Source organism: Microbispora sp. ZYX-F-249 (genome assembly GCF_039649665.1).
In the GTDB taxonomy this organism is placed as follows: domain Bacteria; phylum Actinomycetota; class Actinomycetes; order Streptosporangiales; family Streptosporangiaceae; genus Microbispora; species Microbispora maris.
The window spans coordinates 97,984-124,778 of record NZ_JBDJAW010000011.1 but is presented as its reverse complement, the minus strand read 5'-3'; the positions used below and the strand labels follow the sequence as shown (position 1 = coordinate 124,778).

Below are 26,795 nucleotides of genomic sequence, written 5' to 3'. Positions count from 1 at the left end.
GTCCCCTCCGAGGGGCGTGGTGTCAGCGGAGGATGGAGTAGAGGGCGGTGGTGAGGGAGGCTCTGGCGTCGTCCTGGTCGATGGACCAGAGCATGGAGCCGCCGAGGCCCTTGAGGCGGATGTAGGCGGCTTTCTCCAGCATGACGGCGGGGTCGTCGTAGGACCAGAACTCGTTGCCGTCGTAGAGCCACAGGGTGCCGGTGAGCAGGTCGCGGTAGCGCTTGCCGGGCTTGTTGACGAGGTTCTTGTAGTCCTCGTTGCCGGCGGCCCAGGTGCCGGGGGCGGGGCCGGTGGCGGTGGCGTACAGGCCGTTGCCGCCGGAGGTCACGCCGGTCCAGCCCTGGCCGTAGGCGGGGACGCCGATGACGATTTTTCGGGCGGGGGCGCCGCGTCCGGTGTAGTCGCGTACGGTCTGGTCGACGCTGAACTTCACCTCGTTGGGGTCGCGGCGGTCGGTGAGCAGGTTGGCCTGGTGGCCGGTGCGGTTCTCCCAGGTTCCGTGCAGGTCGTAGCCCTGGACGGTGGCGAAGTCGAGCTGGTCGAACACCTTGCGGACCTCGAAGCCTGCGTCGATCTTGGCGGCGGCGGCGGGGAGGAAGGCGGTGAGTTCGGCCCGCCGGTCGTGGGCCTTCATCTGGCGGCGCAGTTCGGCCAGGAACAGGGTGAAGTTCTGCTTGTCCTCGGGGCGGATGACGTTGCCGTCGTTGCCGGCCGAGCCGGGCCACTCCCAGTCGAGGTCGATGCCGTCGAAGACGCCGGCGGCGGTGCCGGGGGGCAGGCCGGGCAGGTCGCCCTTGAGCCACAGGCCGACGCAGGAGGCGGCGAGCTTGGCGCGGGATTCGGGGGTGAGGACGGCGTCGGAGAAGTACTTCGAGCCGGTCCAGCCGCCGAGGGAGATGAGGACCTTGAGGCCGGGGTGGCGGGCCTTGAGTTTCTTGAGCTGTCCGAGGTTGCCCTTGAGCGGCTCGTCGTCGGCGTCGGCGAGGCCGTCGACGCTTTGGTCGGCGGGCACGGGACGCTGCCAGTCGGCCCAGGGGTCGGCGGAGTAGCAGGTGCCCTCCGGTCCGACGAACCCGAAGGCGTAGTTGAGGTGGGTCAGCTTCCCGGCCGCACCACTGACGTCCACATCCTTCACGTGGAAGTTCCGCCCGTAGATGCCCCATTGGATGAAGTAGGCCACCCGCTTGTAGCGATCCCCGCCGCCGGTGGTGGCCTGGGCCGCCGACGGCGCGAGTCCGGCCGTCAGGGTGGCGGCGACCGCCATGGCGAGGGTCCTTCTCATGTGCACGCCGGCCTCCGAGCGCTTTTTTATAGGAAAGTTTCCTGTAAATTGTCGCGATCGTAGACCCCGGTGATCAGGGCGTCAATGGCAGCGCGCGGGTGACGGCGGACCGGAGGCCGGGCCGGGAGCCGGTGCCGTGGCGGCGCGACCGCGCCGCCACGGCGTCGTCCGGGCGTCACGGGTCAAGGGTGCATGAGAAGCAGCGGGTCGCAGGTATCGGTTCCGCTCAGCTGGGGGTTGCTCAGGTCCTTCAAACCCTTCTCGCTGTTGATGATGTAATAGCCTCCGGCGGCCCGGGGTATCACGATCAGCGTTTGATACTGCATGCGCGCCTGAGCCTTGGCGGTGGTTCCTCCATGTCCAAGGGAGCGCCTCAGCATATCCCTGAGCATGGCGAAGAGATTGTCGTGGTGGAATCCCTTCCAAACGAGCACCCGGTAGGTGTGCGGGATGATCCCGAGGTTCTGGCTGAGGCCCCGGATCGACACGCGCGAGTCCGCCCAATGCGCCACGGTTCGTGCGGCCAGGTTGTCCTGCGCGGCGAGGTCGTGCTGGGCTTCCAATCGCGCCCGTGCCATATGAATGTGCAGTTGGTTGAAACCTCTGGCCTGCTTCGAGTTGATGCCCAATCCCACCGGGGCGGGAACCACGGTGGGAGGCTTGGTGGCATAGTAGTCCGCGGCACTCCAATAATTCGGCGCACTGCTGCCGCAGATCCAGGAACACTCGATGCCACTGATCCGCTGCGTGGGGACGAGAATGAAGTTGACGTACTTCTTCTTGCTCTTGGTGCCGCCCATCACCACGTAGTCGGCATGGTTCTGCCAGCAGGTGTTGGTGCTGTGACACTTCTGGCTGAGCCGCCAGAGGGAGTCGTGGCTCTGGGGACTGCCGCACTCCTTGGGATCAGGCCCTTTGGCGAGTCCCGATGAAGGCGAGGCCAGCGCGTGCTCGGCACCGGAAAGAATGCCTACCCCTGCGAGCACGCTGGTGCCCGCCAGGCCGGAGAACTGGATGAACCGGCGTCGCGTCAGCTCGCTCGCCTCGTCGTTCGCCCGATCGCTGTCACGCATGATTACCCCCGATAACCCGCACCTTGAAGCCGCCTGCCGCGATCTGTGCATGCACTGCGGCTCCGGTCGTCTGTGAGACCGGATTCAAAGATCGGCGCATTCGGCCGAGGTGATCCCCTTTCCGGCGGCCGATAAAAGCCGCTGGCGCAGCCTTGAATTTTTCCAGGAAAGATCGAAACACTGCCCCCGGGTGCTTCGGCAATCGCCGGATGTTCCGCTCCCGGGTGTGCGCGGCAACTGACCCCGGGAAGGCGGTGATTTGTCATGGCGTTGCGCGGCGGCCGGGCGGATCCGCATTAGAATGATCCGCTGCGACAAATAACACCATATATGAGCGAGTGCGACAAAGGTGAATAGGGTGCTAATACTCCAGCCGTAGATCGTGATCTTCATGTCTGAGTTTCGGGTTGCCGCCGTAGACCTCGTCCCCCCGCCACCCAGTCCGCGCGGTGCCCGGAGTCAAGGAACCGGCCGATCATGCGGGCGGCCGGCTCCGGCTTGGTCGCGAAGACGCTGTCCTCGTCCAGGCCCGCAGCCCGGCAGCGGTCCGGGTCGCATGTCCACGAGCGCGGAATGTACAGCTCGCGGTCCACTGCCGCGTGTCCGCGGCGGCCCGCGTAGACGGGATAGACGGCGACCTGGGAGTTCTCGACCTGCCGGCGGTGCCGGTGTACTGGCGCCGCACGCCGACGGTGTGCGTGCCCTTCTTCACGTCCCCGGTCTCGTCGACGACCAGGACCGCCCTTGAATGCCTCCTGCCACCGGGCAGGGTCTACGCTGTGAGCTGCCGCCACCTCATGATCTTCGTTTGTCCACACAGCTCACGATGATCATCGGTGGCCGCAGCCGTCTTCTCACAGGCCCTGACCAGCCAACATTGCGATCTGTGCCTGGAGTGGGCGGCGGTCGAAGGGGCGACGCGGGCGCGCCGTCCCGTATCAGGAGGACATATGCGACGTGGCGAAGTCTGGTGGGCAGATTTCAACGAGCGGCGGGCAGTCGTACTGCTGTCGGGAGAAGAGGCGTCCGGTTTCTTGGCGATGCAGATCGTCGCTCCCGCGAATACCGATCTCAGCGGCGTGGCCGTTGAGGTGGCAGTAGGCGCCCCCGAAGGACTGCCTCTCGAAGGCGTCCTGAGAGTCGCACTTCCACGTCCCGACCTCATCCCTTGCACGTGGCTGGTCACCCTGACCAGGGAAGACCTGATCGGGCAGGCGGGCGTCCTGCCGTCCGCGAAGCTCAGCGAGATCGAGGACGCCCTTCGTCTCGGTGGACTCAAGTAGGCAGACAGGGATGGACGCCGCCGATGGCGCGGCCGGTCTCGTCGAGATGGTCAATGGTGGCCGCGCCATAGCAGCGGCGCCCCCACTCACAAGATCACGACCTACGGCTGGAGTGCTGATACCCCGGTAGGGGCTATCTGCCGTCACCGCGCATCCCGGTTATCGGGGGCGTCGAGGGCAGGGCGCGAGTGACGGCAGACTGGAGAGCGTGCCTTCTGTGCTTCCCGACGGCGATCCCGTCCCCGCGAGCGGCGAGCTGCCCTCCGGGGCCCTGGACGGGCTCGGCTCCCGTCCCTTCGGCTTCTACGTGCACGTTCCGTTCTGCGCGACGCGCTGCGGCTACTGCGACTTCAACACCTACACGGCGGCGGAGCTGGGCCCCGGCGCCGCGCAGCGCGACTACGCCGCCACCGCGGTCGAGGAGATACGGCTGGCCCGGCGCGTGCTGGGGGACGCCGCGCCGACCGTGGAGACCGTGTTCTTCGGCGGCGGCACGCCGACGCTGCTGCCCGCCGCCGACCTCGTACGGATCCTCGACGCGATCGGAACCGAGTTCGGCCTGCGGCCCGGCGCCGAGGTGACGACCGAGGCCAACCCCGAGTCCGTGGACCAGACCTACCTGAAGGAGCTGCGGGCGGGCGGGTTCACCCGGGTGAGCTTCGGCATGCAGAGCGCGGGCGAGCACGTCCTCGCCGTCCTCGACCGGCGGCACACCCCCGGCCGCCCCGCCGAGGCCGTACGGGAGGCCCGCGAGGCCGGGTTCGAGCACGTCAACCTCGACCTCATCTACGGCACACCGGGGGAGAGCGACGACGACTGGCGGGCCTCGCTGGAGGCCGCGCTGGCCGCCGGGCCCGACCACGTCTCGGCCTACTCCCTGATCGTCGAGGACGGCACCCGGCTCGCCGCCCGCATCCGGCGCGGCGAGCTGCCGATGCCGGACGACGACGTGGCGGCCGACCGCTACCTGATCGCCGAGGAGATGCTCACGGCCGCCGGCCTGAGCTGGTACGAGGTCTCCAACTGGGCGGCGGGCGACGAGGCCCGCTGCCGGCACAACCTGCTCTACTGGACCGGCGGGGACTGGTGGGGGGCCGGGCCCGGCGCCCACAGCCACGTCGGCGGCACCCGCTGGTGGAACGTCAAGCACCCGGTGGCGTACGCCGCACGCCTGGCGGCCGGGGCCTCGCCCGCGCACGCCCGCGAGGTGTTGTCGGCGGAGGACAGGGCCGTCGAACGGGTCATGCTCGAACTGCGCCTCGCCTCCGGCCTCGCGCTCGCGGACATCGCCCCCGAGGCGCGTACGGCGTGCGCGCGGGCCCTGGCGGACGGGCTGCTGGATGTGGAGGCGTTCAAGGCGGGCCGGGTCGTGCTCACGCTGCGCGGCAGGCTGCTCGCCGACGCCGTCGTGCGGGACCTGACTCCCTAGCCGGCGCCCGTGACGAAGTCGATCAGTTCTTCCACGCGGCCGAGCAACTCGGGCTCCAGATCGGCGTAGGTCGTGACCCGGCCCAGGATGTGCCGCCACGCCTCCTGGGGGTCCATCCGCCAGCCGAGGGCCGCGATCACCCCCTCCTTCCACGGCACGCCGCGCGGCACGTCCGGCCAGGCGGGGATGCCGAGCGCGCGCGGCTTGACCGCCTGCCAGATGTCCACGAACGGATGCCCGACGACGAGCACGTCGTCCCCGGACACCCGGGCGGCGATACGGCTCTCCTTCGAGCCGGGCACCAGATGGTCCACGAGCACGCCCAGCCGCCTGCCCGGCTCGGGGGCGAACTCCTCGACGATGGCGGGCAGGTCGTCGACGCCCTCCAGGAATTCGACGACGACGCCCTCCACCCGCAGGTCGTGTCCCCAGATCTTCTCGACCAGGGCGGCGTCGTGGACGCCCTCGACGTAGATGCGGCTCTCCCTGGCGACCTGCGCGCGCAGGCCCTCCACCGCGATCGACCCCGAGGCGCTCCGCAGCGGCCCCTTCGGGCCGGCCTGGGGGCGCACCAGCGTGACCGGTTCGCCGTCGAGGAGGAACCCGGCGGGGGTCAGCGGGAACACCCGTCGCCGGCCGAACCGGTCCTCGAGCGTCACCGCCTCCTTGTCGCAGGCCACCACGGCGCCGCAGAAGCGGCCCTCGGCGTCCTCGACCACGAGGTCGGGCTCGGCCGGGATCTCGGGGATCCGCCCCCGCCGTGGCCGCCGCCAGTCTCCGGAAAGCACGTCCCGCCCGTACATGCGGGGAACGCTAGCAAATCACGCCATGCGACGGCGGGCTCCGGAGCGGCGCACCAGCACGACGATCGTCACGATCACCGCGGCCAGGAAGCCGACGGTGGGCAGCGCCAGCAGCGCGAGCGCACCGCCCATCAGCTTGCCGATGTCGCCGGTGAGCTGCTTGCCGACGCCGAACCTCACCCCGTCGCCCTCGCAGGCGACCTGGTAGGTGCCCGCCTGCGGGACGCCGGCCTCGAACAGCAGCTCCCAGGTGGTGCCGTTCAGCGCGACGGTCTGGGAGGCGGCCGGCCGGGTCAGCCGCACCCGCGGGTCGGTGCCGTCGCCGAGCCGGCAGCTGACGTCGGTGGGCTGGTCGACCGCGGCGTAGATGGCGGGCTTGTCGGCGGGGTCGAGCGCGACGTTCACCGACTGCCCGCCGGAGAAGGTCGTGGTGGGCGCGATGTCGCCGATCGTGGAGAACAGGCCGCCGGCGAACCCGCCGACCCCCGCCACCAGCAGGACGAGGAAGAGCGCCCAGGAGAGGAAGACCCACAGCAGGCGGGGCCGGATCGGCCGGGGGCCGCCGTACGGTGTGGGAAAGGGGTTGGGCATCCGCAGGGTCGCGCCGGGCGGCGTGGCGGGGGCGGGGCGGGGGACCCGCATGGTGACGTCGGCCGGAGCGGGGTTCTGATTCTCGTACATGAGAGGAAGAGTCGACCATGCCACTTGCCGTCTATTTGCAGCCCACTTGTCCTGGTGCCCTCCGCGTTATCGCACCACGTGGGGTGGTAGCCGTACACTTGGCACTCGGGAACACAGAGTGCCAGAGTCGGTGTTTCCAGGCACAGGGAGGTGACACATTGCTCGACGACCGCAAGCTCGCCGTTCTGCGCGCCATCGTCGAGGACTACGTGTCCACCAACGAGCCGGTGGGGTCCAAGGCCCTGGCGGACAGGCACAACCTCGGCGTCTCCCCGGCGACGATCCGCAACGACATGGCGGCGCTGGAGGAGCAGGGATACATCACCCAGCCCCACACCAGCGCGGGCAGGGTGCCCACCGACAAGGGCTACCGGCTGTTCGTCGACCGGCTGTCGCAGATCAAGCCGCTGTCGGGCGCCGAGCGCAGGGCCATCGAGACCTTCCTCGCGGGGGCGGTGGACCTCGACGAGATCGTCATGCGCACGGTGCGGCTGCTCGCGCAGCTCACCCGGCAGGTCGCGGTGGTCCAGTACCCCTCGCTGACGAGGTCGGCGGTCCGTCATGTGGAGATCGTCCCGATCGCCGAACGGCGGGTCATGCTGGTGCTGATCACTAACACGGGGCGGGTCGAGCAGCGGGTGGTCGATCTGCCCGAGGCCATCGCCGACGACCGGATCGCCAACCTGCGCGCCGTGCTCAACGCGTGCCTGGACGGGTGCGGGCTGTCCCAGGTGCCCGAGACCGTGGCCGACGTGCCCGAGCGGCTGCCCCCGGAGGACAGGCCTGCGGCGGCCACGATCCTGTCCGTGCTGCTCGAGACGCTCGTGGAGCGGCACGAGGAGAAAATCGCCTTCGCCGGTACGGCCAACCTCGCCGCCGCGGATTTCAGCGTCGGCCTGCGGGACGTGCTGGAGGCGCTGGAGGAGCAGGTCGTCCTCATCCGCCTGCTGGGTGAGACCGGCGGGTTGTCCGACATCACCGTCCGAATCGGATCCGAGAACCCCTACAGCGGGTTGCGCGGCACCTCTATCGTGGCCGCCGGGTACGGTTCGGGCGACAGGGAACTGGCCCGGCTCGGAGTGCTGGGCCCGACACGAATGGACTATCCGGTGACGATGGGTGCGGTACGCGCGGTGGCGCGGTACGTCGGCCAGATCCTGGCGGGGTCATAAGTGTCCAACGACTACTACGCGACCCTTGGCGTACGGCGCGACGCCAGCCAGGAAGAGATCAAGAAGGCATACCGCCGCCTGGCCCGTGAGCTGCACCCGGACGTCAACCCCGATCCGGAGACCCAGGAGCGGTTCAAGGAGATCAACCAGGCGTACGAGGTGCTGTCCGACACGGGCAAGCGCCGCATGTACGACATGGGCGCCGACCCGTTCGGCGGCGGCGCGGGGGCCGGGGCCGGCGGCTTCGGCGCGGGCTTCCCGTTCAGCGACATCATGGACGCCTTCTTCGGCTCGGCGGGCGCCGCGCGGGGTCCCCGCTCGCGTGCCCGCCGGGGCCGCAACGCCACGATCCGGGTCGAACTCGACCTGTCGGAGGCGGCGTTCGGCACGACCCGCGAGATCATGGTCGACACGGCCGTGGTCTGCGACGTCTGCCAGGGCTCCGGCGCGGCGGCGGGCACCCACCCGGACACCTGTGACATGTGCCACGGACGCGGCGAGGTCTCGCAGGTGACCCGTTCGTTCCTGGGTCAGGTCATGACCTCCCGCCCCTGCCCGCAGTGCGGTGGGTTCGGCAGCGTCATCCGGCATCCCTGCATGGAGTGCTCGGGCGAGGGCCGGGTCAGGACCCGGCGCACGATCAAGGTCAGGATCCCGGCCGGCGTCGAGGACGGCACGCACATCCAGCTCGCCGGCGAGGGCGAGGTCGGTCCCGGCGGCGGGCCGCCCGGCGACCTGTTCCTGGAGATCGTCGAGCGGCCGCACCAGATCTTCGAGCGGCGCGGGGACGACCTGCACTGCACGGTGCACATCCCGGTGACCGCGGCCGCGCTCGGCACCTCGATCACGATCGAGACCCTCGACGGCCCCGAGGAGATCGACGTGCGGCCGGGCACCCAGGGCGGCCAGGTCATCCCGCTGTACGGCAAGGGCGTCCAGCGGCTCAACGAGACCGGCAGGGGCGACCTGCTGATCCATGTGAACGTCGAGACGCCGACCAAGCTCGACCCGCAGCAGGAGGAGCTGCTGCGCGAGCTGGCGAAGCTGCGCGGGGAGGAGCGGCCGCCCGGCAAGTTCTCCCCGGGTCAGCAGGGCTTCTTCTCCCGCCTGCGGGACGCGTTCAACGGCCGCTGAGCGACGAGCATGAGCGTTCCTGTGTTCCTGTCGGACGAGGCCGGCCGGACGGCGGACACCATCGTCCTGGACGGGCCGGAGGGCCGGCACGCCGCCGCCGTACGCCGCCTGCGCCCGGGGGAGCGGGTCGACCTGACCGACGGCGCGGGGCGGGTGGCCGAGTGCACGGTCACGGCGGCGGGCAAGGACTCGCTGACCGCCGAGGTGCTGCGGCGGTTCGAGGTGCCGCCGCCCCGGCCGAGGCTGGTGGTCGTGCAGGGACTGCCCAAGGGCGACCGGGGCGAGCTCGCCGTCGAGATGATGACCGAGGCAGGGGTCGACGTGATCGTCCCGTGGGCCGCCGCCCGCTGCGTGACCCAGTGGAAGGGCGACCGGGCCGCCAAGTCTGTCGCCCGCTGGCGCGCCACGGCCCGCGAGGCGGCCAAGCAGGCCCGGCGCTTCCATCTGCCCGAGGTGACCGAGCAGGCCACGACCGCGCAGGTCCGCTCGCTCGTCTCCGCGGCGGCGCTCGCGGTCGTTTTGCACGAGGAGGCCGCCGAGCCGCTGAGCCGCCTGCCGCTGCCGGAGGGGCCGGGCGACATCGTGATGATCGTGGGCCCGGAGGGCGGCGTCGCCGAGGAGGAGATCGCCGCGTTCCGGGAGGCGGGAGCCGTACCCGCCCTGCTGGGACCCACGGTGCTGCGCACCTCGACGGCGGGCGTGGCGGCGGCGGCCGTCCTGCTGTCGCGCTGCGGCCGCTGGTGACGGCGGCCCGCCGCGGCGGGCCGGTCAGGGAGTGGGCGACTCGCTCGCCGAGTCGAGTGTGGCCGTCTCCGTCGGCATCGGGCTCGGGGCCGACGACGACGGAGCGGACGTCGTGGGCGGAGCCGTCGAGGGGCGGGCCGAAACCGTGGGCGCGACCGTGGGCGGCTGCGTCACCGGCGCCGGCGAGCACGACGCCGGCAGGGCCGCGTCGGGCTCGACGACGCCTGCCTGCGTCGTGGGCGTGACGCAGGGGTCGGACGGCGACGGCGACGGCCTGGTGGTCGTGCCCGTCTTGTGCGTCGGGGACGGGCTCGGCCGCCCGCGCGACGGACTCGGTGTCACGGGCACGATCACGACCGGCTGCGAGGGCGCCTGGTTGGGCGGCCGGGTCACCGACGAGGTGTCCGTCCTGTCCTCGCGCTCGTCGCCGGCGTTGGAGATGCCCGTCGACTGCGCCACCTGGTCGCGCAGGCCGGGGACGACCGCGACGACCGCGCCCGCCACGAGCACGGCGCCGGCGGCGGCCGCTCCGACGCGCCACCACAACATGTTCCGCAGGCCGCGCAGACCGCGCTGGTCGATCCGCCTGCGGATGATCTCGAGTCCATCGGGAGACGGCACGACCGCGTCCGCCTCCGCGCGCAGGGCACGGCGGAGAACCTCGCCGTACTCGTCGTCGGGCGGGAAGGTCATGAGAACTGCTCCAGTGCCATGCGTAGTGCGGCCATGCCGCGGGCCGTGTGACTTTTCACCGCGCCCTTGCTGATGCCCATCGCGTGTGCGATCTCGGCCTCCGACAGGTCGCCGTAGTATCGCAGCACCAGCGCCTCGCGCTGGCGGGTCGGTAAGCCGCGCAGCGCCTCGATGACGGCTGACCGCTCGAGTTCACCGATCGCGCCGTTCTCCGCGCTCGGCGCGTCCGGCAGGCCCTTGGGCGCGTACTTCTCGACGACCGCGCGGTGCCGCAGCACGGAGCGCGATCGGTTCACGACCGATTGGCGAAGGTAGGCCAGTGCCTTGTCGGTGTCCCTCAGCCTGCGCCAGGCGCCGTGGATGGCGACGAACGCGTCCTGAACGACCTCTTCCGCGCTGGCCACATCGCGCACCAGCAGCACGGCGAGACGCACCAGTGACCGATAGTGAGCGCTGTAAAGCGCCGTCACGGCCATGTCGGCATCCCACCCGACGGGCACCGTCCCCAACGACCTGTCGGCCACGAGGGTCTCGGTGGTCACATCGATAGGACGCTCGTCATCCCCGGGGGGTTTACGTTCTTCCGAATCATTAGGGGGCATGGCCCAGCGGTGTCCTCGCCCGACACTAGGGGGGTTTTCTGGTGCAGTCTCGCACACTCACATTAGCTGGGGGGATCTTTGCCGTCATCAAGTAACGCAACGGCTAGGCTTTCGCGCGTGAGTGAGTGCCTCTTCTGCAAGATCGTGGCCAAGGAGGTCCCGGCGGACATCGTTCTGGAGGCCGGGCGGGCACTGGCCTTCCGCGACATCAACCCGCAGGCTCCCACGCACGTCCTCGTCGTGCCCAAGGCTCATCACGAGAACGCCGCCATGCTCGCGGCGGCAGACGACGGCCTGGCCGACGACCTCCTCAAGGCCTGTCACACGGTCGCCGTGCAGGAGGGCGTGGCCGAGACCGGCTACCGCATCGTGTTCAACACGGGACCCGGCGCGGGACAGACCGTCTTCCACGTGCACGCGCACGTGATCGGCGGCCGCAGCCTCACCTGGCCCCCCGGCTGAGCGGCTAGAGTGGGAAGGAACTAGGGAGGCGATCAGGGCCGCAAGGGCCGCCCATGTCCGAGTCACAGCAAATCAGCAAGACCCAGGCCAAGGTAGTCATCCCCGAGGGGCAGCCGATGGTCAGCCTCCTCGGGTCGGGTGACGAGCTGCTGCGGGTCATCGAGGGCGCCTTCAGCGCCGACATCCACGTGCGGGGCAACGAGATCACCATCACCGGCAGTCCCGAGGAGAGCGGCGTCGTCGTGCGCCTCTTCGAGGAGCTGGTGGAGTTGGTCGGCTCGGGTGCCGAGCTGTCCCCCGACGCGGTCGAGCGCAGCATCCACATGCTGCGCCAGGCCACCGACCGTCCGGCCGAGGTCCTGTCCCTGGACATCCTGTCCACGCGGGGCCGCACCATCCGCCCGAAGACGGTCAACCAGAAGCGGTACGTCGACGCGATCGACAGGCACACCATCGTCTTCGGCATCGGGCCCGCGGGCACCGGCAAGACGTACCTGGCGATGGCGAAGGCCGTGAAGGCCCTGCAGAACAAGAGGGTCAACCGGATCATCCTCACCCGCCCCGCCGTCGAGGCGGGGGAGCGGCTCGGCTTCCTGCCCGGCACGCTCTACGAGAAGATCGACCCGTACCTGCGGCCGCTGTACGACGCGCTGCACGACATGCTCGACCCCGAGTCGATCCCCCGGCTGATGTCGGCCGGGACGATCGAGGTCGCGCCGCTCGCCTACATGCGCGGCCGGACCCTCAACGACGCCTTCATCATCCTGGACGAGGCGCAGAACACCTCGCCCGAGCAGATGAAGATGTTCCTGACCCGGCTCGGCTTCAACTCGAAGATCGTGGTCACCGGCGACGTCACGCAGATCGACCTGCCGGGCGGTCAGGACAGCGGCCTGAAGGTCGTGCAGCACATCCTCGAGGGCATCGAGGACATCCATTTCAGCAGGCTGACCAGCGCCGACGTCGTACGGCACAAGCTGGTGAGCGACATCGTCGACGCCTACGGCCGCTACGACGCCGCGATGGCCTCCGAGCCGCGCGCGATCAACAAGCGACCGCGGAACAACCGGCGGTGAGCACGACCATGACGGGTGAGGAGACCCCGTGAGCATCGAGGTGGCCAACGAGTCCGGCGTCGAGGTCGACGAGTCGGCTCTGGTCGAGCTGGCCGGTCACGTCCTGGGCCGGATGGGGATCAACCCGCTGGCCGAGCTGTCGATCCTGGTGATCGACGAGGCGGCGATGGCCGAGCTGCACGAGCAGTGGATGGGGGAGCCCGGCCCGACCGACGTGCTGGCCTTCCCGATGGACGAGCTGCGGCCCAACTCCGGTGGCCGGGACGAGGACGACGCTCCCGACCCGGCGCTGCTCGGAGACGTGGTGCTGTGCCCGCAGGTCGCGGCCAAGCAGGCCGCCGAGGCCGGGCACAGCGCGCAGGACGAGCTGGAGCTGCTGTGCACGCACGGCATCCTGCACCTGCTCGGCTACGACCACGCCGAACCCGAGGAGCACGCCGAGATGTTCGGGCTGCAGGACGAACTGCTCGGCGCCTGGCGGGAGGTGCGGCGTAAGCCGTGAACAACGGCTGGCTGCTCTCCGCCGTCTTCCTGATCGTGGCCGGCGGTCTGCTGGCGAGCGCGGAGACGGCGCTGACCCGCATCTCCAGGGTGCGCGCGGAGGAGTTCGTCAAGGAGGGCCGGCGCGGCGGGGTGCGACTTCAGGCGATCGTCGCCGATCCGCCGCGCTACCTCAACCTGGTGCTCCTGCTACGCCTGAGCTGTGAGCTCGTCGCCACGGTCATCACGACGCTGCTGTTCATCGACTGGCTGGGCGATCGCGGACAGGCGTACGCCGGGGCGGCCGTGGTCATGATCCTGGTGAGTTACGTGATCGTCGGGGTCATGCCGCGTACGCTGGGCCGCCAGCACGCCGAGCCGGTCGCGCTGGCGAGCGCGCCCATCGTGTACGGGCTGACCCGGATCTTCGGCCCGCTGCCCGAGCTGCTGATCCTGCTGGGCAACGCGCTCACTCCCGGCAAGGGCTTCCGCGAGGGCCCGTTCACCTCCGAGGCCGAGCTGCGCGACCTCGTCGACCTGGCCGAGCAGCGCAGGGTCATCGAGCCCGACGAGCGGGAGATGATCCACTCGGTCTTCGAGCTGGGCGACACGCTGGTGCGCGAGGTGATGGTGCCGCGGACCGACATGGTGTTCATCGAGCGCGGCAAGACCCTCAACCAGGCGCTCTCGCTCGCCCTGCGCAGCGGGTTCTCCCGCGTCCCGGTGGTCGGGGAGAACGAGGACGACGTGGTGGGCATCGCCTATCTCAAGGACATCGTCCGCCGCATCCAGGACACCGGCGACGGCGGCGTCCGCGTGGACGAGCTGATGCGCCCCGCGACGTACGTGCCGGAGAGCAAGCCGATCGACGAGCTCCTGCGCGAGATGCAGGCGCGGCAGATCCACCTCGCCATCGTCATCGACGAGTACGGCGGCACCGCCGGCCTCGTCACCATCGAGGACGTCATCGAGGAGATCGTGGGCGAGATCGCCGACGAGTACGACCAGGAGGCCCCGCGGGTCGAGTGGCTGGACGACGGCGCGGTGCGGGTGACCGCGCGCCTGCCGGTCGACGAGCTCGGCGAGCTGTTCGACACCGAGATCGAGGTCGAGGACGTCGACACGGTCGGCGGCCTGCTGGCGCACGCCCTGGGCCGGGTGCCGATCGCGGGCTCGGAGGCGGTCGTCGGGGGCCTGCGCCTGACGGCGGAGAACCTGGCGGGACGCCGCAACCGGATCAGCACCGTCGTCGTGCGCCGCGAGGAGCCCGCGACGGGCGACGAGGTCGTGACGGCCGACGCCGGCCACGAGTGACGACGCGCCGCCCGGCCGCTGCAAGCGTCCTTCAAGCGTGTTGCAAGTGTGCCGGGCCACTGTTGTCCCAGGCGCTCAGAAGGGGTTCGGGGCGCCTCATTGGGGAGTCCGGCGCGCCGGGAGGGGTTCGCGGCGCACCGGAGCCTCCCTTGGGGGATCCGTACATCGACGCGGGGCTCTCACCCGGTTCAGGGTGAGGGCCCCGTATCGATTACGCCGTATCGATTACGCAATGTGATTACCCGTACGCGGTCCGGGGAAGGAAACCTCCGGCAAAGCGGGGAGGCGGGTATGCGGATCGTCCACGCGGCCGTCGCGGGCTGCCTGGTCCTGGCCACCGGCGGGTGCGGCACCGGCGAGGTCACCTACGCCGCCGTCCGGGCCCCCGCGAAGACGGGCGACGCGAGCGGTCTTCGGACCCTTCTCCGCAGGATGGACGGCCTTCCCGACACGTTCTTCAGCCACGCCCGGGCGCCCTGGCGCCCGCCGTTCCGGCCCCGCGCCCACGCCTGCCGGGTGCTCTTCGACGCGGCCGCGGGCAGGCTCCCGCGCGAGGGGCTCGGTGGCACGGCCGCCGCCACCTACCAGGGCGCGCACACCGGCGAGCTCGCCGGTGTCGGCGTCGCCGTCTACGACGGCGGCGAGGCGGCCGGGCATCTCGCCGCGCTCCGCGACGCCCTCGCCCGCTGCGCGACGGCCGACGCCGGCACGCCGTACGACCGCCTGGCGGCCACGTGGACGTCGCTGCCCGGGATCGGCGGCGCGGACGCGGCCGGCCGCGCCCTGGCCGGCCGGGTCGGCGGCTACCCCTACCGCATGCACCTGGTCGTCGCCCGCTCCGGCCACACGCTGATCGCGCTCGTGCACGCCGGCCTGACCCCGCCCGACCCGGCCCGTACGGCCGAACTGACACGGCTGCTCGTCCGCGAGGTCGGTACGCTTGACGCGTGACAGAGACGCTGGACCCCGAGGACAACAAGATCATCACGCTGGCCAGGTCGGCGCGGGCGCGCGGCGGCACTCCCGAGGGCGCCGCGGTGCGCGACGAGACCGGCCGGACGTACGCCGCGACCACGGTGGAGTTGCCCTCGCTCCGGCTCTCGGCCCTGCAGGCGGCCGTGGCCATGGCCGTGTCCAGCGGGGCGAAGTCCCTGGAGGCCGCGGCGATCGTCACCGAGGCCGACGACCCGGCGGAGCCGGACGTGGCCGTCGTCGAGGACATGGGGAACGGCACGCTCTTCCTGGCCGCTCCGGACGGCTCGCTGAAGGGCCGGTACATCTGACGATGAACGCCGAACCGAGCGGTTTCCGGGCGGGCTTCGCCTGCTTCGTCGGCAGGCCCAACGTCGGCAAGTCGACGTTGATGAACGCCCTGGTCGGCACCAAGGTGGCGATCACCTCGTCCAAGCCGCAGACGACGCGGCGGGCCATCCGCGGCATCGTCCACCGGCCGGACGCCCAGCTGGTGATCGTGGACACCCCCGGCTTCCACCGTCCCCGCACGCTCCTGGGGGAGCGGCTCGACAGCCTGGTGCTGTCCACGCTCACCGAGGTCGACGTCATCGGGTTCTGCGTCCCGGCCAACGAGCCGATCGGCAAGGGCGACCGGTTCATCGTCGAAAAGCTCGCGGCCGTCAAGAAGACCCCGGTGGTGGCGGTCGTCACCAAGTGCGACCTGGCCACCCGCGAGCAGATCGCGCACCAGCTTCTGGCGGTGTCCGCGCTGGCCGAGTTCGCGGAGATCGTCCCGGTGTCCGCGCAGGGCGGCGAGCAGCTCGAGGTCCTCGCCGACGTGCTCGTCAAGCGGCTGCCGGAGTCGCCCCCGCTGTACGCCGGAGGGGAGCTGACCGACGAGCCGGAGCAGGTGCTGGTCGCCGAGCTGATCCGGGAGGCCGCGCTGGAGGGCGTGCGGGACGAGCTGCCCCACTCGATCGCGGTGGTGGTCGAGGAGATGCACCCCCGGGAGGGCCGTGACGATCTCCTCGACGTGTACGCCCACATGTTCGTCGAGCGTCCCTCGCAGAAGGCGATCGTGATCGGCCCGGGCGGCGCGAGGCTCAAGGACGTGGGCACCCGCGCCCGGCAGCAGATCGAGGCGCTCCTCGGCACCCGGATCTACCTCGACCTGCGGGTGAAGGTCGCCAAGGAGTGGCAGCGCGACCCCAAGCAGCTGCGGCGGCTCGGCTTCTACGACTGACGGGTCACCGGCGGCGCAGCAGCGCGGCGGCGGCCAGGACGGCCAGCACGACCGAGGCCAGCAGGGCGGCGAACCAGCCGTACTGGATCGTGGGATGCACCCGCAGCAGCCCGGCGACCCGGAAGTCGAGCCGGCCCACGAGGTCGCGCGGGTCGGCGAGGAACATGGCCAGCGCGAAGGCGGCCACCGCGCCGGGCAGGATCGCCAGCCCGGTGAACAGCCAGTTCCGCGCCGCGCCGAGCACGCCGAGCAGCATGGCCGTGATCCCGGCGCCCAGCACGAACCAGCCGGAGCCCGCGTCCACGCCGCGCACGGCGTGCGTGAGCGACGCGTCGAGGATGCCGAACTCGGCGGTGAGGCCGGCCCACGGGAGCAGCGCGGTCACGGCCAGCGCGAACCCCGCGACGAACACGCCGGCGGCCCGCAGGACGCCGGCCACGCTGGTGCCTCGCCGCGGCAGGCCGGGGTGCTGCGTGGGTTCCGACACGATCACCAGGCTACGGCGCGAGGCGGCGAGTTTCAGCCCCGGCCACCGCCGGCCGGTGTGGGAAAGGGTGGTCCCGGCGGTCGGACGGGTGTGCGGCGGCGAGTGGCCGGGGCGGCGATACGGGGTGTGCGGCGGCGGGTGGTCCGGTCGGCGGGCCGGGCTATGCGGCGGCGAGTGGTCCGGCCGGCGGGACGGGGTGTGCGGCATCCTCGCCGCGCCGCAGGCGTTCCCTGAGCTGGACGGCGTCCGCGCCGAGCGCGCAGACCTGCACGCCGGGACCGGCCAGGGGCAGGGACGCCCAGCCGTCCCCCAGGACGGCCCGCCGCTCCCGCTCAGCGTCCGGCTCGTCAGCCCAGGCGGGGCCCGCGAGAAGGGTCGAGCCGACGCACCGGGCGTCCCCGTAGACGGCCGGGCTGCCGTCCACGGCGTCCTCGCCGATCAGGAGGTCCTGGCGGAGCAGGGGCCGCCCGGCCACGGTCGCGTCGAACCGCGCGTGGCCGCGCCCCGGCCGTTCGCCGTGCCGCCCGAACACGATCTCCTCCCGCCAGAAGACCGTGGCGTCCTCGGCGAGCGAGAGCCGTACGACGAGGCGGTGGTCGCATCCGGCGGCGAGGACGGTCGGCTCGGGGGAGAAGCGCAGGGCGGCGCCGGCCCCGACCCGCGCCCGGACGACCATGACCGAGGGGGTGTCCGCGAGACCGGGCAGCACCAGCGTGGCGGCCACCGAGCGGACCTCCAGCGTGGTGCCGGGGGCGACGTCCACGGCGAGGTCGAGGCGGTCCCCGCGCAGCGGGCCCGCGCCCGTCGAGACGAGGTGGACCCGCCGGGGACCGGTCTGCCGCAGTGTCAGCGGCGGGTCGGAGCGGAGCGTCTCCAGCCGGGTCCGCCCTCCGCGCGCGGCCTCCGTGCGGATCAGCGCCCGCGCCGTCACGGCGCCGGATGCCATGTCAGGTCGCCGCGGCCGGGCTGGCGTTACCGTGGGAGGTGCTGTGGGCGGCGTGGTGGTGCGGTTCCCCGTGCTCGCGCCGCCAGGCCTCGACCATGGTCACCACCCACTCGGCGACGGTGTGCGCGGACCTGTCCTCCCTGATCGAGGTGAACAGCACCGGCTTGCCGTCCCGTACGGCCGCCGCGTCGCGGGACATCACGGTCAGATCGGCGCCGACCATCGGCGCGAGGTCGGTCTTGTTGACCACGAGCAGGTCGGCCGAGGTCACCCCCGGCCCGCCCTTGCGCGGCACCTTGTCGCCGCCCGACACGTCGAGCACGAAGATCTGCCGGTCGGCCAGGCCCCGGCTGAAGGTCGCGGTGAGGTTGTCGCCGCCGCTCTCGACGATGACGAGGTCGAGCGGCCCGAACCGCTCTTCCAGCGTCTCGACGGCGTCCAGGTTGGCCGCGATGTCGTCGCGGATCGCGGTGTGCGGGCAGCAGCCGGTCTGCACGGCGAGGATGCGCCCGGGGTCGACGACCCCCGCGCGGCGCAGGAAGTCGGCGTCCTCGGTGGTGTAGATGTCGTTGGTCACGACCCCGAGCCGCAGGGTCGGCCCGAGACTGCGGCACAGCGCCGCCACCAGGGCGGTCTTGCCGCTGCCGACCGGCCCGCCGATGCCGAGGCGGAGCGCCCGCCCGTGCGGCTCGGCCGGGTCGTGGACGTCGTCGTGGTGAGCGCCCATGGGGAACCTCGTCTTTCTCGCGTGATGGCCGGGTGGGAGGTCAGGAGACGAAGAGCTTGGCCGGATTGGTCAGGTGTCCCTCCGCCAGGAGGTCGAGCGCGGGCGCGCCGTGCCCGGGCAGCGCCCGCCACGCCGCCCGCCGACCCGCGTGCCGTCCCGTGCCGCGATCGTCCGGCTCCTCGCCGGGCTCCTCGTACGGCTCGTCGTACGGTTCATCGTCGAGCGGGAGGGCGTCCGGGAGCGACTCGCAGGCGGCGTGGGCCGTCTCGTCGAGCGCGGGCGCGAGGCCGGCGAGCAGGCGGTGGACGGCGACCGGGTCGAGGCCGAGGAGCCGCACCGCGGCCGTGGCCGGGCCGGTGACCGTCGCGTAGGCGGCGGCCAGCGCGGCCTGGAGGGGCTCGCACCCCGCGGAGGCCGCGACCGCGCCGAGCGCGACCGGATGGTGCGGACCGTCGGGCACCGCTCGCACCAGCACGTCCAGCGCGGCCGAGGGCCACATCCGGCGGGCCGTGCGCAGCAGGAGCCGTCCCTGGGTGCGCGAGGCCTCCCGCTGAGCGGGCGAGGCGGTCCGGGCGTCGGCCTCGGCGTCCAGCCGCCGCCACAGCGCCGCCACCGGCTCACCATCGGCATCGGCATCGGCATCGGCATCGGCACCGGCACCGCCGCCGCGGCCGGCTGCGGGTCCCCGGACGACCTCGGAGACCGCCAGCTCGCACGCGGCGGCGGCGAGCGCGGCGGTGACGAGGCCGGAGGTGGCGAGCCTGCCGCGCAGGAACCGCGCCAGGTCGTCTGTGCCGGTGACGGCGCCCAGCCGTACGGCCTCCTCCACGCCGCCCGAATGGGCGTGCCCGCCCGCCGGCAGCCGGGAATCGGCCAGCAGCAGCAGCGCGGCGTCCCCCTTCACGGCGGACATCAGAAGAGGAAGTAGCGCTGCGCCATCGGCAGCGACTCGGCCGGGGCGGGCTCGATCAGCTCGCCGTCCACGCGTACGGCGAAGGTGTCGGGATCCACCCGGATGTCCGGCAGGGCGTCGTTGAGCGGCATGGCGTCCTTGCGCCGGGCGCGGACGTCGGCCACCGGGACCAGCCGTCTGCCGACGGCGAGGCGGCCGGCCAGGCCGTCCTCCAGCGCGAGGGGCGCCACGAAGTGCAGCGAGGTCGCGGCGGCGGTGACCGGTGCCGCGCCGAACATGGGGCGGGGGAGCACGGGCTGCGGCGTCGGGATCGACGCGTTCGCGTCACCCATCTGGGCGTACGCGATGACGCCGCCCTTCACGACGAGGTCGGGCTTGACCCCGAAGAAGGCCGGGCTCCACAGCACGAGGTCGGCGAGCTTGCCGGGCTCCACCGACCCGATCTCCGCGTCCAGCCCGTGGGCGATCGCCGGGTTGATCGTGTATTTCGCCACGTACCGGCGGGCGCGGAGGTTGTCGGCGGGGCCGTCGCCCGGCAGCGCCCCGCGGCGCCGCTTCATCACGTGCGCCGTCTGCCACGTACGGATGATCGTCTCGCCGACCCGGCCCATGGCCTGGGAGTCCGAGCCGATCATCGAGATCGCGCCCATGTCGTGCAGGACGTCTTCGGCCGCCATCGTCGTCGGCCGGATCCGCGACTCGGCGAAGGCCAGGTCCTCCGGGATGGCGGGATTGAGATGGTGGCACACCATGAGCATGTCCAGGTGCTCGTGGTGGGTGTTGACCGTGTGCGGCCTGGTCGGGTTCGTGGACGAGGGCAGCACGTTGGCGTGGGAGGCCACCGTGATGATGTCCGGGGCGTGGCCGCCTCCGGCGCCCTCGGTGTGGTAGGCGTGGATGGCCCGCCCGCCGATGGCCCGCAGAGTCGACTCCACGAAACCGGCCTCGTTCAGCGTGTCGGTGTGAATGGCGACCTGCACCCCGGTGGCGTCGCAGACCCGCAGGCAGGCGTCGATGGCGGCGGGGGTGGTGCCCCAGTCCTCGTGCAGCTTGAAGCCCGACGCCCCGGCTCTCAACTGTTCGAGCAGCCCCTCCTCGCTGACCGTGTTGCCCTTGCCGAGCAGGGCCACGTTCACCGGGTAGGAGTCCAGGGACTCCAGCATCCGGCCGAGGTACCAGGTCCCGGTCACGGTGGTGGCCTTCGTGCCCTCGGCGGGTCCTGTGCCGCCGCCGACGACCGTGGTCACGCCCGAGGCGAGCGCCTCGTCGAGGATCTGCGGGCAGATCAGGTGGACGTGGGAGTCGACCGCGCCCGCGGTGACGATCTTGCCGTTCGCCGCGAGGATCTCGGTGGACGGGCCGATGACGAGGTCCGGGTGGACGCCGTCCATCGTGTCGGGGTTGCCGGCCTTGCCGATCGCCGCGATCCGGCCGTCGCGGACGCCGATGTCGGCCTTGACCACGCCCCAGTGGTCGAGGATCACCGCGCCCGTGATGACCAGGTCGGCCGCGCCCTCCGCCCTCGTGGTGCGCGCCTGCCCCATCGACTCGCGGATGACCTTGCCGCCGCCGAACACCGCCTCGTCGCCCGCCCCGGCGGGTCCCATCGACAGGTCCTCGGTCACCTCGACGTACAGGCCGGTGTCGGCCAGGCGCACCCGGTCGCCGGTGGTGGGGCCGTACAGCGCGGCGTAGCGCGCGCGCTCGACGCTAGACATCGGTCCTCCCGTCGAGGGGACCGGCCCACTCGGGGCGCAGTCCGGGGACGACGCGGTTCCCCGCGAGCGGGACCAGCGTGACGTCGCGCTCCACCCCGGGCTCGAACCTGATCGCGGTGCCCGCCGGGATGTCGAGGCGGGTGCCCCGGGCCGCCTCCCGGTCGAACTCCAGGCCGGGGTTGGCCGCGGCGAAGTGGTAGTGCGACCCGACCTGCACCGGCCGGTCGGCGGTGTTGACGACTCTCAGGGTGATCCGCTCCCTGCCGGGGTTCAGCGGCACGTCGCCGTCGCCGCACAGGATCTCGCCGGGCACGCCCTCGAAGCTCGGCGTACTCATGCGATCGGGTTGTGCACGGTGACGAGCTTGGTGCCGTCGGGGAAGGTCGCCTCGATCTGGACGGACTCCAGCATCTCGGGCACGCCCTCCATGACGTCCTCGCGGCGCAGGACCTTGCGGCCGGCGTCCATCAGGTCGGCGACGCTGCGGCCGTCGCGGGCGCCCTCCAGGAGGAAGGACGCGATCAGGGCCGTCGCCTCCGGATGGTTGAGGCGAAGGCCGCGCTCCTTGCGCTCGCGGGCCACGCCCGCGGCGACGTGGATGAGGAGCCGTTCCTGTTCGTGTGGAGTGAGCCGCATGGCGGGACGATAGGTACCCGGCGTTTCCTCGGCGTTACCCGCCGATTTCGTACGCGTATCCGGACGGCGGTGAGCTTCCGCTAATGAGTTGTTAACGGCCGGGATTTCGGCGGGAAATACCGCGCGCCCACCTTGACGGCAGACGGATCGGCGCGGGGGCCGTAGCGGCAAGGAGAGGCAATTGCGGAACTCATTATGGCGTGCCGGAGCGGTGTTCGCTCTCGCGGCCGCGACGCTCGCGGCGTGCGGCGGACAATCCTCGACAAGTGGTACATCTGCCTCATCTGGGGGTTCTGACACCATAAAAGTCGGCATCCTGCACTCCCTCAGCGGCACGATGGCCATCAGCGAGGTCACGGTCAGGGACGCCGAGCTGCTCGCGATCGAGGAGGTCAACGCGGCCGGCGGCGTGCTGGGCAAGAAGCTCGAGCCCGTCGTGGAGGACGGCGCCTCCGACTGGCCGACGTTCGCGGAGAAGGCCACCAAGCTCATCGCGCAGGACAAGGTCGCGACCGTCTTCGGCGGCTGGACGTCGGCGAGCCGCAAGGCGATGCTCCCCGTCTTCGAGAAGCGCAAGGCGCTGCTGTGGTATCCGGTCCAGTACGAGGGCCTGGAAAGCTCGCCGTACATCTTCTATACGGGCGCGACGACCAACCAGCAGATCGTCCCCGGGCTCGACTACCTGAAGGAGAAGGGCAAGAAAAAGCTTTTCCTCGTCGGCAGCGACTACGTCTTCCCGAGAACCGCGAACAAAATCATCAAGGCGTACGCCGCGGCGAACGGGATGGAGGTCCTCGGCGAGGAGTACACCCCGCTCGGGCACACCGAGTACAGCACGCTGGTCAACAAGATCGTCGAGGCCAAGCCGGACGCGGTCTTCAACACCCTGAACGGCGACAGCAACGTCGCGTTCTTCAAGCAGCTCAAGAGCACCGGGATCAGCGCCGACCAGATGCCGGTCATGTCGGTGTCCGTGGCCGAGGAGGAGGTCAGGGGCATCGGGGTGGACAACGTCGCCGGGCACCTCGTGGCCTGGAACTACTACCAGACGACCGACACCCCGGCGAACGAGAAGTTCGTGGCCGCGTTCAAGGCGAAGTACGGCGCCGACAAGGTGACCTCCGACCCGATGGAGGCCGGATACAACGCCGTCCACCTGTGGGCCGAGGCCGTCAAGAAGGCCGGGAGCACCGACGTGGAGGCCGTCAAGAAGGCCGCCGGCGGGGTGTCCCTGGACCGCCCCGAGGGCAAGGTCACCATCGACGGCGACAACCAGCACGTCTACAAGACCGCGCGCATCGGGGTCGTCCAGCCGGACGGCCAGATCAAGGAGGTCTGGAACTCCGGCGAGCCGATCAAGCCCGATCCCTACCTCAGGACGTACTCCTGGGCCGGCGGCCTGGTCTGACGGGGCGACGTGGAGGGAATCGTCAACCAGCTGCCGATCGGGCTGTCGATCGGAGCGGTCCTGCTGCTCATCGCCCTCGGGCTGACGTTCACCTTCGGGCAGATGGGCGTGATCAACATGGCCCACGGCGAGTTCATCATGGCGGGGGCCTACACGGCCTACCTGCTCCAGGGCGTGGGCTTCCTGGTCGCCCTCCCGGCCGCCTTCGTGGTGGCCGGGGTCATGGGCCTGATCCTGGAGCGCACGCTGGTCCGGCGCTTCTACGGCCGCCCGCTGGACACGCTGCTGCTCACCTGGGGCGCCAGCCTCATGCTCCAGCAACTGGCCCGTGACCTGTTCGGGGCGCCCAACGTGCAGGTGTCCTCGCCCGCCTGGCTGCGCGGCGGGGCCGGGATCCTGCCGTACAACCGGCTGTTCATCATGGCGCTCGCCGCGGCGTCGGTGCTCGCGATCTGGGCGTACATGAACCGGACCGGGCAGGGGCGGCGCATGCGGGCGGTGATGCAGAACAGGAGGCTCGCGGCCACGAGCGGCATCGACACCGGAAGGGTCGACCAGCGGACGTTCTTCATCGGCTCCGGCCTCGCCGGAGTCGCGGGGGTCGCGCTCACGCTGATCGGGCCGGTCGGGCCGACGCTCGGGACGTACTACATCGTCGACGCGTTCCTCGTGGTCGTCGCCGGCGGCCTGGGCCAGCTTCGCGGCGCGGTGCTGGCCGCGATCGGCCTCGGCCTGCTGAACTCCTACGCCGAGTTCTGGAGCGACGCCAGCCTCGCCAAGGTGGTGGTCCTCGTGGCGATCATCGGCTTCCTGCAGATCCGGCCGCAGGGGCTGTTCTTCGTCCGATCGCGGGCGCTCACATGACCGCCCTCACGGTCTCGCGCCGGGTCCTGACCGGCCGGTGGCAGGGCCCCGCGGCCTTCACGGCGGTGGCGGTGCTCGCCCTGGTGGTGGCGCCGCTGCTGCTGGAGCCGTTCCGCCTCGGCCTGCTGGCCAAGTATCTCTGCTACGCGATCGTGGCACTGGGCATCGGCCTCGCCTGGGGGCAGGGCGGCATGCTCACGCTCGGTCAGGGGGTGTTCTTCGGCCTCGGCGGCTACGCGATGGGCATGTATCTCAAGCTCAACGACGCCGGCGGGGACCTGCCCGACTTCATGGTCTGGAGCGGGGTGGAGAAGCTGCCGGCGCTGTGGAAGCCGTTCGGCAACCCGGTCTTCGCGCTGGCCATGGTCGTCGTGCTGCCGGTCGCGGTCGCGCTGCTGCTCGGCGCGCTGGTCTTCCGCCAGCGCGTACGAGGGGCGTACTTCGCGATCCTCACCCAGGCGCTGGCGGCGGCGCTGGTGATCCTGCTGGTCGGGCAGCAGGGGCTGACCGGCGGCACGAACGGCCTGACCAACTTCTTCGACTTCTTCGGCCGCGACGTGGCGGCCGACGAGACCCAGCGGGGCCTCTACCTGCTGGTGGCGGCCGTGCTCGGGGCGCTCTACCTGGGCGCGAGGCAACTGGTCCGCAGCCGGTTCGGACGGCTGCTGCTCGCGGTCAGGGACGGCGAGGACCGGGTGCGCTTCCTGGGGTACGACCCCGCCACCGTGAAGACGCTGACCTTCGCCGTCTCCGCGGGCACGGCCGGCATCGCGGGGGCGCTGTTCGTGCCCGTGGTGGGCATCATCTCGCCGGCCCTGCTCGGGGTCGTGCCCTCGCTCGAACTCGTCGTCGCCGTGGCCGTCGGCGGCCGGTTCGCGCTGGCGGGCGCGGTGCTCGGCGCGGTCGTGATGGGGTACGCGCGGACGTACTTCAGCGAGGAGCTCCCGGACGTCTGGCTGTACCTGCAGGGCGCCCTGTTCGTGCTCGTCATGACGCTGGCGCCCAAGGGCATCGCGGGCCTGGCCGCCGCACTCGTACGGAGAAGGGAGGCGAGGGCGTGACCGAGCCGCTCCTGGACATCCGCGGGCTGGAAGTCGCCTTCGGCGGCTTCCGGGCGCTCGACGGCGTGGACCTGACCGTCGGCCGGGGTGAGCTGCGCTTCCTGATCGGGCCGAACGGCGCGGGGAAGACCACCCTCATCGACGTGATCACGGGCCTGACGAAACCGACGGCGGGCACGGTGCGGTTCGAGGGGCAGGACCTCGCGGGCCGCAGGGAACACGAGATCGTCCGGCTCGGCGTGGGCCGCACCTTCCAGACCTCGGTGGTCTTCGAGGAGCTCACCGTGCTGGAGAACCTCGACCTCGCCGCGTCGTTCCGCCGCCCCCTGTGGTCGCTGCTGCGTCGCAGGCGCGGGGTGTCGGAGGAGGTCGCGGCGGCACTGGAGACGACCGGCCTGGCCGGGCTGGCCGGCAGCAGGGCCGGGGTGCTGTCCCACGGGCAGCGGCAGTGGCTGGAGATCGGCATGCTGATCGTCCAGCGGCCCCGGCTGCTGCTGCTCGACGAGCCGGTCGCCGGCATGTCCTCCGGCGAGCGCGAGCGCACCGGCGAGCTGCTCACCGAGGTCGCCCGCGACCACACCGTGGTCGTGGTCGAGCACGACATGGACTTCCTGCGCCGCTACGCCTCCCAGGTCACCGTCCTGCACGAGGGCAGGGTGCTGACGGAGGGCTCGGTGGAGCAGGTGCGGGCCGACCCGCGCGTGCAGGAGATCTACTTGGGACGGGCGCGGGAGGGTGCAGAGGATGCTGTCCGTTGAGGGACTGGAGTCGGGGTACGGCCGGGCCCGGGTGCTCTTCGGCGTCTCGCTGGAGGTGACCGCCGGAAGCCTCGTCTGCGTGATGGGCCGCAACGGGGTCGGCAAGACGACCCTGCTCGACACCGTCATGGGCGTGCTCCCGGCGACCGGCGGGACGGTGACGTTCGAGGGCAGGGACGTCACCCGGCTGCGCCCCGACCAGCGCGTACGGCTCGGCATGGGCTACGTGCCGCAGGGGCACGAGACCTTTCCCCAGCTCACCGTGATGGACAATCTCCTGGTCACGCTGGAGGCCTCCACGCACCGTGAGCACGCGGCGCTGGAGGAGGCGCTGGAGGTCTTCCCCCGGCTCAAGCCGCTGCTGAAACGGCCGGCGGGCTTCCTGTCCGGCGGCCAGCAGCAGCAGCTCGCGATCGCCCGGGCCCTGGTCACCCGGCCGAGGCTGCTGATCCTGGACGAGCCGACCGAGGGCATCCAGCCGTCGATCATCCTGGAGATCGAGGAGGCCGTGGAACGCCTGCACGCGACCGGTCTCGCGATCCTGCTGGTGGAGCAGTACCTGGACCTCGCCCTGCGGCTGGCCGACGGGTTCGTGATCCTCGACGCCGGGCGGGTGGTCAGGTCCGGCCCCGCACGGGAGCTCCGGGACGAGGAGGTTCACCGCCTGTTGTCCGTCTGACCACCGGGATTACCCTGGAGGGGAGGAAGCGATCGCACGTGTGAACGCCTTCGGCCGAGCCGGAGGCTCCGTACCGCCGGCGCGGTGGGGGCCCGTCCGGACCCGGCATTGCGCACGGCCCGACCGCTTCCTCCACTGTCTCCGGCACCGCCCCCCGGGCCGGGGCAGGATGG

General features: G+C 71.4%; 30 protein-coding genes and 1 pseudogene. 17 read left to right on the top strand and 14 right to left on the bottom strand.

Annotated elements, in window-relative coordinates:
- Nucleotides 1–22 precede the first annotated feature (22 nt).
- The 3 genes and pseudogenes from AAH991_RS15840 to AAH991_RS15830 all read right to left on the bottom strand — a co-directional run.
- A complete protein-coding gene (locus AAH991_RS15840; protein WP_346226573.1) occupies nt 23–1,282 on the bottom strand; it encodes a glycoside hydrolase family 18 protein in 1,260 nt (419 codons plus the stop codon).
- 182 nt (nt 1,283–1,464) lie between these two features.
- A complete protein-coding gene (locus tag AAH991_RS15835) occupies nt 1,465–2,355 on the bottom strand; it encodes a CDP-diacylglycerol diphosphatase (RefSeq protein ID WP_346226572.1) in 891 nt (296 codons plus the stop codon).
- Between the two features lie 394 nt (nt 2,356–2,749).
- Nucleotides 2,750–3,097: pseudogene (locus AAH991_RS15830) on the bottom strand (transposase); the annotation flags it as partial.
- A gap of 208 nt (nt 3,098–3,305) precedes the next feature.
- Here AAH991_RS15830 and AAH991_RS15825 point away from each other — a divergent pair.
- Together AAH991_RS15825 and hemW are read left to right on the top strand one after the other, a co-directional pair.
- Nucleotides 3,306–3,638 (top strand): type II toxin-antitoxin system PemK/MazF family toxin, encoded by a 333-nt coding sequence (locus AAH991_RS15825; RefSeq protein ID WP_346226571.1) that lies wholly within the window; start codon nt 3,306–3,308, stop codon nt 3,636–3,638.
- A 208-nt stretch (nt 3,639–3,846) separates the two neighbouring features.
- Entirely contained in the window at nt 3,847–5,067 is a 1,221-nt protein-coding gene (gene hemW, locus AAH991_RS15820) for a radical SAM family heme chaperone HemW (protein WP_346226570.1), read from the top strand.
- Here hemW and AAH991_RS15815 read toward each other — a convergent pair.
- Nucleotides 5,064–5,870 carry a DUF3097 domain-containing protein gene (locus AAH991_RS15815; RefSeq protein WP_346226569.1) on the bottom strand — a complete coding sequence of 269 codons (807 nt, stop codon included), beginning with the start codon at nt 5,868–5,870 and terminating at the stop codon, nt 5,064–5,066. The genes hemW and AAH991_RS15815 overlap by 4 nt on opposite strands.
- Nucleotides 5,871–5,888: 18 nt before the next feature.
- A complete protein-coding gene (locus AAH991_RS15810; RefSeq protein ID WP_346226568.1) occupies nt 5,889–6,551 on the bottom strand; it encodes a hypothetical protein in 663 nt (220 codons plus the stop codon).
- Nucleotides 6,552–6,709: 158 nt separating this feature from the next.
- On the opposite strand from AAH991_RS15810, the gene hrcA reads away from it, so the two are divergent.
- From hrcA to AAH991_RS15795, 3 genes are read left to right on the top strand one after another with little or no spacing between them, the layout of a single operon-like run.
- Nucleotides 6,710–7,723 carry a heat-inducible transcriptional repressor HrcA gene (gene hrcA, locus AAH991_RS15805; protein ID WP_346226567.1) on the top strand — a complete coding sequence of 338 codons (1,014 nt, stop codon included), beginning with the start codon at nt 6,710–6,712 and terminating at the stop codon, nt 7,721–7,723.
- Nucleotides 7,724–8,857, top strand: coding sequence for a molecular chaperone DnaJ (dnaJ, locus tag AAH991_RS15800; RefSeq protein ID WP_346226566.1), 1,134 nt, complete (start codon nt 7,724–7,726; stop codon nt 8,855–8,857).
- A 9-nt stretch (nt 8,858–8,866) separates the two neighbouring features.
- On the top strand, nt 8,867–9,601 hold the full coding sequence (locus AAH991_RS15795; protein WP_346226565.1) for a 16S rRNA (uracil(1498)-N(3))-methyltransferase: 735 nt from the start codon (nt 8,867–8,869) through the stop codon (nt 9,599–9,601).
- Nucleotides 9,602–9,625: 24 nt separating this feature from the next.
- Here AAH991_RS15795 and AAH991_RS15790 read toward each other — a convergent pair whose 3' ends face one another.
- A complete protein-coding gene (locus AAH991_RS15790; protein ID WP_346226564.1) occupies nt 9,626–10,294 on the bottom strand; it encodes a hypothetical protein in 669 nt (222 codons plus the stop codon).
- Nucleotides 10,291–10,770: a SigE family RNA polymerase sigma factor gene (locus AAH991_RS15785; protein WP_169945498.1), complete on the bottom strand. Its 480-nt coding sequence runs from the start codon at nt 10,768–10,770 to the stop codon at nt 10,291–10,293. The genes AAH991_RS15790 and AAH991_RS15785 overlap by 4 nt, the downstream gene beginning before the upstream one ends.
- A gap of 243 nt (nt 10,771–11,013) precedes the next feature.
- Here AAH991_RS15785 and AAH991_RS15780 point away from each other — a divergent pair, with 243 nt between their 5' ends.
- The 7 genes from AAH991_RS15780 to era all read left to right on the top strand — a co-directional run bounded on the left by AAH991_RS15780 (nt 11,014) and on the right by era (nt 16,425).
- Nucleotides 11,014–11,358 (top strand): histidine triad nucleotide-binding protein, encoded by a 345-nt coding sequence (locus AAH991_RS15780; protein WP_346226563.1) that lies wholly within the window; start codon nt 11,014–11,016, stop codon nt 11,356–11,358.
- A gap of 53 nt (nt 11,359–11,411) precedes the next feature.
- On the top strand, nt 11,412–12,434 hold the full coding sequence (locus AAH991_RS15775; protein WP_346226562.1) for a PhoH family protein: 1,023 nt from the start codon (nt 11,412–11,414) through the stop codon (nt 12,432–12,434).
- A gap of 28 nt (nt 12,435–12,462) precedes the next feature.
- The gene (ybeY, locus tag AAH991_RS15770; protein ID WP_076437834.1) at nt 12,463–12,936 is read left to right on the top strand and encodes an rRNA maturation RNase YbeY; all 474 of its coding nucleotides are present in this window, start codon (nt 12,463–12,465) and stop codon (nt 12,934–12,936) included.
- Nucleotides 12,933–14,228, top strand: coding sequence for a hemolysin family protein (locus tag AAH991_RS15765; RefSeq protein WP_346226561.1), 1,296 nt, complete (start codon nt 12,933–12,935; stop codon nt 14,226–14,228). Before ybeY ends, AAH991_RS15765 begins: the two co-directional genes overlap by 4 nt.
- A gap of 291 nt (nt 14,229–14,519) precedes the next feature.
- Nucleotides 14,520–15,179, top strand: a complete 660-nt coding sequence (locus tag AAH991_RS15760) for a hypothetical protein (protein ID WP_346226560.1) — start codon at nt 14,520–14,522, stop codon at nt 15,177–15,179.
- On the top strand, nt 15,176–15,511 hold the full coding sequence (locus tag AAH991_RS15755; protein WP_346226559.1) for a cytidine deaminase-like protein: 336 nt from the start codon (nt 15,176–15,178) through the stop codon (nt 15,509–15,511). The genes AAH991_RS15760 and AAH991_RS15755 overlap by 4 nt, the downstream gene beginning before the upstream one ends.
- A 2-nt stretch (nt 15,512–15,513) precedes the next feature.
- Nucleotides 15,514–16,425, top strand: coding sequence for a GTPase Era (gene era, locus AAH991_RS15750; protein WP_346226558.1), 912 nt, complete (start codon nt 15,514–15,516; stop codon nt 16,423–16,425).
- A 4-nt stretch (nt 16,426–16,429) separates the two neighbouring features.
- Here era and AAH991_RS15745 read toward each other — a convergent pair whose 3' ends face one another.
- The 7 genes from AAH991_RS15745 to AAH991_RS15715 all read right to left on the bottom strand — a co-directional run bounded on the left by AAH991_RS15745 (nt 16,430) and on the right by AAH991_RS15715 (nt 21,852).
- Nucleotides 16,430–16,912, bottom strand: a complete 483-nt coding sequence (locus AAH991_RS15745) for a hypothetical protein (RefSeq protein WP_346226557.1) — start codon at nt 16,910–16,912, stop codon at nt 16,430–16,432.
- A 160-nt stretch (nt 16,913–17,072) separates the two neighbouring features.
- Nucleotides 17,073–17,858, bottom strand: coding sequence for an urease accessory protein UreD (locus AAH991_RS15740; protein WP_346226556.1), 786 nt, complete (start codon nt 17,856–17,858; stop codon nt 17,073–17,075).
- 1 nt (nt 17,859) lies between these two features.
- On the bottom strand, nt 17,860–18,585 hold the full coding sequence (ureG, locus tag AAH991_RS15735) for an urease accessory protein UreG (protein ID WP_346226555.1): 726 nt from the start codon (nt 18,583–18,585) through the stop codon (nt 17,860–17,862).
- A 40-nt stretch (nt 18,586–18,625) separates the two neighbouring features.
- Complete coding sequence (locus AAH991_RS15730; protein WP_346226554.1) at nt 18,626–19,498, bottom strand: urease accessory protein UreF; 873 nt, start codon at nt 19,496–19,498, stop codon at nt 18,626–18,628.
- Nucleotides 19,498–21,216, bottom strand: a complete 1,719-nt coding sequence (locus AAH991_RS15725; RefSeq protein WP_346226553.1) for an urease subunit alpha — start codon at nt 21,214–21,216, stop codon at nt 19,498–19,500. The genes AAH991_RS15730 and AAH991_RS15725 overlap by 1 nt, the downstream gene beginning before the upstream one ends.
- Entirely contained in the window at nt 21,209–21,553 is a 345-nt protein-coding gene (locus AAH991_RS15720) for an urease subunit beta (protein WP_346226552.1), read from the bottom strand. Before AAH991_RS15720 ends, AAH991_RS15725 begins: the two co-directional genes overlap by 8 nt.
- Nucleotides 21,550–21,852: an urease subunit gamma gene (locus AAH991_RS15715; protein WP_030506285.1), complete on the bottom strand. Its 303-nt coding sequence runs from the start codon at nt 21,850–21,852 to the stop codon at nt 21,550–21,552. Before AAH991_RS15715 ends, AAH991_RS15720 begins: the two co-directional genes overlap by 4 nt.
- Before the next feature lie 181 nt (nt 21,853–22,033).
- On the opposite strand from AAH991_RS15715, the gene urtA reads away from it, so the two are divergent.
- Genes urtA through urtE form a run of 5 tightly spaced genes read left to right on the top strand, consistent with a single transcriptional unit; the run spans nt 22,034 to nt 26,622 of the window.
- Entirely contained in the window at nt 22,034–23,260 is a 1,227-nt protein-coding gene (urtA, locus tag AAH991_RS15710; RefSeq protein WP_169979148.1) for an urea ABC transporter substrate-binding protein, read from the top strand.
- A 9-nt stretch (nt 23,261–23,269) separates the two neighbouring features.
- Nucleotides 23,270–24,124, top strand: a complete 855-nt coding sequence (gene urtB / locus AAH991_RS15705) for an urea ABC transporter permease subunit UrtB (RefSeq protein ID WP_346226551.1) — start codon at nt 23,270–23,272, stop codon at nt 24,122–24,124.
- Nucleotides 24,121–25,185 carry an urea ABC transporter permease subunit UrtC gene (gene urtC / locus AAH991_RS15700; protein ID WP_346226550.1) on the top strand — a complete coding sequence of 355 codons (1,065 nt, stop codon included), beginning with the start codon at nt 24,121–24,123 and terminating at the stop codon, nt 25,183–25,185. Before urtB ends, urtC begins: the two co-directional genes overlap by 4 nt.
- Nucleotides 25,182–25,943 carry an urea ABC transporter ATP-binding protein UrtD gene (gene urtD / locus AAH991_RS15695; RefSeq protein ID WP_346226549.1) on the top strand — a complete coding sequence of 254 codons (762 nt, stop codon included), beginning with the start codon at nt 25,182–25,184 and terminating at the stop codon, nt 25,941–25,943. The genes urtC and urtD overlap by 4 nt, the downstream gene beginning before the upstream one ends.
- Entirely contained in the window at nt 25,930–26,622 is a 693-nt protein-coding gene (gene urtE / locus AAH991_RS15690; protein WP_346226548.1) for an urea ABC transporter ATP-binding subunit UrtE, read from the top strand. The genes urtD and urtE overlap by 14 nt, the downstream gene beginning before the upstream one ends.
- Nucleotides 26,623–26,795 lie beyond the last annotated feature (173 nt).

Coding starts and splice junctions, on each gene's coding strand:
- AAH991_RS15840 (WP_346226573.1), bottom strand. CDS start 1,282: ATGAGAAGGACCCTCGCCATGGCGGTCGCCGCCACCCTGACGGCCGGA.
- AAH991_RS15835 (WP_346226572.1), bottom strand. CDS start 2,355: ATGCGTGACAGCGATCGGGCGAACGACGAGGCGAGCGAGCTGACGCGA.
- AAH991_RS15825 (WP_346226571.1), top strand. CDS start 3,306: ATGCGACGTGGCGAAGTCTGGTGGGCAGATTTCAACGAGCGGCGGGCA.
- AAH991_RS15815 (WP_346226569.1), bottom strand. CDS start 5,870: ATGTACGGGCGGGACGTGCTTTCCGGAGACTGGCGGCGGCCACGGCGG.
- AAH991_RS15810 (WP_346226568.1), bottom strand. CDS start 6,551: ATGTACGAGAATCAGAACCCCGCTCCGGCCGACGTCACCATGCGGGTC.
- AAH991_RS15795 (WP_346226565.1), top strand. CDS start 8,867: ATGAGCGTTCCTGTGTTCCTGTCGGACGAGGCCGGCCGGACGGCGGAC.
- AAH991_RS15790 (WP_346226564.1), bottom strand. CDS start 10,294: ATGACCTTCCCGCCCGACGACGAGTACGGCGAGGTTCTCCGCCGTGCC.
- AAH991_RS15785 (WP_169945498.1), bottom strand. CDS start 10,770: ATGGCCGTGACGGCGCTTTACAGCGCTCACTATCGGTCACTGGTGCGT.
- AAH991_RS15775 (WP_346226562.1), top strand. CDS start 11,412: ATGTCCGAGTCACAGCAAATCAGCAAGACCCAGGCCAAGGTAGTCATC.
- AAH991_RS15760 (WP_346226560.1), top strand. CDS start 14,520: ATGCGGATCGTCCACGCGGCCGTCGCGGGCTGCCTGGTCCTGGCCACC.
- era (WP_346226558.1), top strand. CDS start 15,514: ATGAACGCCGAACCGAGCGGTTTCCGGGCGGGCTTCGCCTGCTTCGTC.
- AAH991_RS15740 (WP_346226556.1), bottom strand. CDS start 17,858: ATGGCATCCGGCGCCGTGACGGCGCGGGCGCTGATCCGCACGGAGGCC.
- ureG (WP_346226555.1), bottom strand. CDS start 18,585: ATGGGCGCTCACCACGACGACGTCCACGACCCGGCCGAGCCGCACGGG.
- AAH991_RS15730 (WP_346226554.1), bottom strand. CDS start 19,498: ATGTCCGCCGTGAAGGGGGACGCCGCGCTGCTGCTGCTGGCCGATTCC.
- AAH991_RS15725 (WP_346226553.1), bottom strand. CDS start 21,216: ATGTCTAGCGTCGAGCGCGCGCGCTACGCCGCGCTGTACGGCCCCACC.
- AAH991_RS15720 (WP_346226552.1), bottom strand. CDS start 21,553: ATGAGTACGCCGAGCTTCGAGGGCGTGCCCGGCGAGATCCTGTGCGGC.
- AAH991_RS15715 (WP_030506285.1), bottom strand. CDS start 21,852: ATGCGGCTCACTCCACACGAACAGGAACGGCTCCTCATCCACGTCGCC.
- urtC (WP_346226550.1), top strand. CDS start 24,121: ATGACCGCCCTCACGGTCTCGCGCCGGGTCCTGACCGGCCGGTGGCAG.
- urtE (WP_346226548.1), top strand. CDS start 25,930: ATGCTGTCCGTTGAGGGACTGGAGTCGGGGTACGGCCGGGCCCGGGTG.